The following is a 3490-nucleotide window of genomic DNA, read 5'->3' as shown; positions in this document are numbered from 1 at the left end:
ATATCGGCGGGTCGCAGCCGCTAGCGGAGCTTGAGCATGTCCTTCGATCCTGTCTTCACATTGGGAACGATCGCGGCCGCCGCCCTCATCGGTCTCGGCGTCAGCAATGCGATCGACGGGGCGACGCCCTCGCGGGTTCCAGCTGCCGTGGCGAAGCTGGTCGCCCTGGCGCCCGGATCACTCGAAAATCCGCAGCCTGGTGAGTTCCTCCGGGACAATCATCCCGTACCCGCACCCGTGGCGAAGGAAACCATCGACACGCCGCTGGAAATCATGAAGTTCCAGGTGACGGCGTCGGACTATGACCGTTGCGTTTCGGACGGCGCCTGCAAACCTGCCGACTCGCGTCTCGTCGGCAACGTTCCGGTGACGGGCGTCAGCTTCCTCGATGCGCAGGCTTACGCGAATTGGCTGTCGGCAAAAACGGGTGAAACCTGGCGGCTGCCCACCAACGTAGAGTGGGCCTATGCAGCTAGCGAGCGGTTTCGGCCCGACATCGAGGGGGGCGACGGCGACCCGGCGGATCCGGCGAGGCGATGGCTCACCCAATACCGCAACGAGGCGGCGCTCGGCCGTAAAGCGGATCCTGAACCGCGTCCTCTCGGGGCATTCGGAATCAACTCAAAGGGCGTTGCGGATATTGCCGGCAATGTCTGGGAATGGACATCGACCTGCTACGCCCATGTGACGATGACCCGCGATGGCGTTGCCAGTTCGCTCACCAATTGCGGCGTGCACGTTGTGGAGGGTTTCCACCGAACCTACATGTCGAACTTCATCCGCGACGGCAAAAGCGGCGGCTGCGCGGTCGGAACTCAGCCGGACAATCTCGGGTTTCGCCTGGTCCATGAACGCGGCGGCTTCCTGCAGGCCGCGCTTCGCCGATTAGGCCTCATCTGACTGCCCCACAAAAAGGAACTTAGATGATTTCGAAGCCGGCCCTGCTTGACAGAGTTCGCCCCGCCGCCGAACAGCCCCTGGCCCGCCCCGGCGTGGACCGGGCCTCGATCGGGGTGCTGGTGCGCGAGTTCTATTCCAGGGTTAGAAAGGATGAGCGGCTCGGGCCTATCTTCGCCCGGGAAATCGCCGGTGATTGGGAGCCCCATCTGGAGAAGATGACGGACTTCTGGTGTTCCGTCATCTTGAAGAGCGGCGACTACCATGGCCGACCTGTGCCGGCCCATCTGAACTCAAGGACGTGACCGAAGCAGACTTCGGGATTTGGCTGGCTCTCTTCGGCGAGACCGCATCCCGCCTGTTCGCTCCCGAGATCGCGGCGGTGTTCGTCGAGCGGGCGGAAAGGATAGCGACGAGCCTCAAGCTCGCCATGTTCTTCCACCTCGGCCCTGCCGCCAGAGACGTTTCGGGAAAAGTGTGAGCGGTCAGGTTCGCACCCCTCGCCATAGCCGTTCGTTCACAATTTTCTAAAACAGGGAGATGGAGCGGTTTCGCCGTTTCCTTGCTCCAAGTGACCGGCAAGCAGGGAGCATTCCACCGAGCTGACATCCGGTTTGATTCCGCGCATGGACTGTGATGGACTGTAGCTGTTCGAGCCCTGATTTCCGCGATGATCCTCAATCTTTTCGTCGGCACGATCGTCATCAGCCTGACGGTCCTGATCCACACTTTCGGCCTTATCGCGATCACTTACGTGATGTCCCGACTCGTTGCGTTCTTCCGGATGCACGGGAGGCGCAGCCGGGTCATCGCCATGATCACGGTCGTGATGGGGCTTTTCGCTATCATGACGGCGGAAGTCTGGCTGTGGGCCGGGATCTACCGGCTGCTCGGAATCTTCAGCGATTTCGAGACGGCGCTTTACTTTTCGACCATCACCTTTTCGACGGTCGGATATGGCGATGTCGTCCCGGCTCATGGCTGGCGCGTGCTGGCGGCCCTGGAAGGCATCAACGGCTTTCTGCTGATCGGCTGGTCGACAGCCTATCTGATCGCGGCCGGGACCCGTGTCGGGCCGTTCAGGGTGGGCGAGCATTTCTGAGCCGCCGCCTGAAGCCTATTCAAACCGCCACCGAATGCCTGCCGGTTCCATTGCTGAGGTATTTGTCGAATTTCGCCGCCACCGTGCGGACAAGCGGACGGCTTCCCGCCGGCACGACGAAGTTCTCGCCTTCCAGCCGGAGAAGCTGGCCCGCCCCGCCGATGGCCAGTCGGCTCGCTTCGCAAAGCAGCCTTTGACCGACATTTCCAAAGCGGTCGACAAGCTCCACCGCCGAGAAGGCGAAGTTGCACATCAGGCGCTCGATGACCCAGCCACGCGCCTCATCTTCGACGCTGAATTCTATGCCGCGCGCTATCGCCAGCTCTCCCGAATCCACGGCTTTCTGGTATTCGCCCGTCGCAACGATGTTTTGTGCATGGCCCTGGCGATACCGGCTGATCGACGAGGGGCCGAGACCGATGAGGGTTTCGCACTGGTCCTCGGTGTAGCCCTGGAAATTGCGGCGGATCTTGCCGGCGCGGGCGGCAACCGCCAGCGTGTCCCCGGGCTTCGCGAAATGGTCCAATCCCAATGCCTCGTAGCCGGCATCGACAATCAGCTGCGCCGCAAGCTGCGACTGCGCCAGGCGCGCGACGGAGTCGGGCAGCCAGGCTTCATCGATCATCGTCTGATGCTTCTTGAACCACGGTACATGCGCGTAGCCGAAGAGCGCAAGCCTGTCCGGCGCCAAGGTCAGCGCCTGGGCAACGGTCGCCGCGACGCTCTTGCCGGTCTGATGCGGCAGGCCGTAGAGCAGGTCGAGGTTGGCGGATGTGACGCCCCGCGCCCGCACCGCATCGACAATGCTCTTGGTCAGCGCGAAACTCTGCTCGCGATTGATCGCCTTCTGCACCTTGGGATCGAAATCCTGGACACCGAGGCTGGCCCTTGTCATCCCGATCGCGGCAAACGCGTCCAGCCGACCCTCGTCCATGTCGTTCGGGTCGATCTCGACGCTGAGGCTGGCATCGTCGAGGAAGTCGAATTGATCCCGCAACGCCTTTCCGAGCATGAGGATGTCGTCGGGCTTCAGTATTGTCGGGGAGCCGCCGCCGAAATGAACGGCGCGGACCCGGCCGCGGCCTCTCACAAGGCCGCCGACCGTTTCGATCTCCTTGTGGAGCGAGCGAAGGAAGGTGGCCACGGGCGCATAGTGACGTGTCTGCTTGGTATGGCAGGCACAGAACCAGCATAATCGGTCGCAATAGGGAATATGGAGATACAGCGATATCTCGTCATCGCCTTCGAGCGCGTCCATCCACCCGCGAACCGTGACCGCGTCAACGCCCGGATGAAAATGCGGCGCCGTCGGATAGCTCGTGTAACGCGGCACGTTGTCGCCAGGGCTCACGGTCGGAGCTGGGCGCGGCGGATCGATGGAGGCGGCGGGCGGGGTCATGATGGTCAAACTGCCCGAACGACGCCGGCAAAACCTTGATCTCGATCAAGGCGACTCAGGTCAAAACCCGGGCAGATTGCCGCTCCTATTTG

3 protein-coding genes and 1 pseudogene are annotated in these 3490 nt (G+C 62.4%); 3 read left to right on the top strand and 1 reads right to left on the bottom strand.

What is annotated here, in order from left to right; translation table 11 throughout:
- Positions 1-36 precede the first annotated feature (36 nt).
- The 3 genes and pseudogenes from EOA23_RS32860 (at position 37) to EOA23_RS32850 (ending at position 1999) form a co-directional block, all read left to right on the top strand.
- A complete protein-coding gene (locus EOA23_RS32860) occupies positions 37-900 on the top strand; it encodes an SUMF1/EgtB/PvdO family nonheme iron enzyme (RefSeq protein WP_127307127.1) in 864 nt (287 codons plus the stop codon).
- Between the two features lie 23 nt (positions 901-923).
- Positions 924-1378, top strand: a pseudogene (locus EOA23_RS32855) (group III truncated hemoglobin).
- A 189-nt stretch (positions 1379-1567) separates the two neighbouring features.
- Positions 1568-1999 (top strand): ion channel, encoded by a 432-nt coding sequence (locus tag EOA23_RS32850; protein WP_127307126.1) that lies wholly within the window; start codon positions 1568-1570, stop codon positions 1997-1999.
- A gap of 19 nt (positions 2000-2018) precedes the next feature.
- Here the strand turns inward: EOA23_RS32850 and hemN are convergent, their stop codons facing one another.
- Positions 2019-3398, bottom strand: a complete 1380-nt coding sequence (gene hemN, locus EOA23_RS32845; RefSeq protein ID WP_127307125.1) for an oxygen-independent coproporphyrinogen III oxidase — start codon at positions 3396-3398, stop codon at positions 2019-2021.
- Positions 3399-3490: the final 92 nt, after the last annotated feature.

It is taken from the genome of Mesorhizobium sp. M2A.F.Ca.ET.042.01.1.1 (genome assembly GCF_003997405.1).
Taxonomy (GTDB): Bacteria; Pseudomonadota; Alphaproteobacteria; order Rhizobiales; family Rhizobiaceae; genus Mesorhizobium.
The sequence above is the reverse complement of the archived record's forward strand: the minus strand, read 5'-3'. Positions and strand labels throughout refer to the sequence as shown.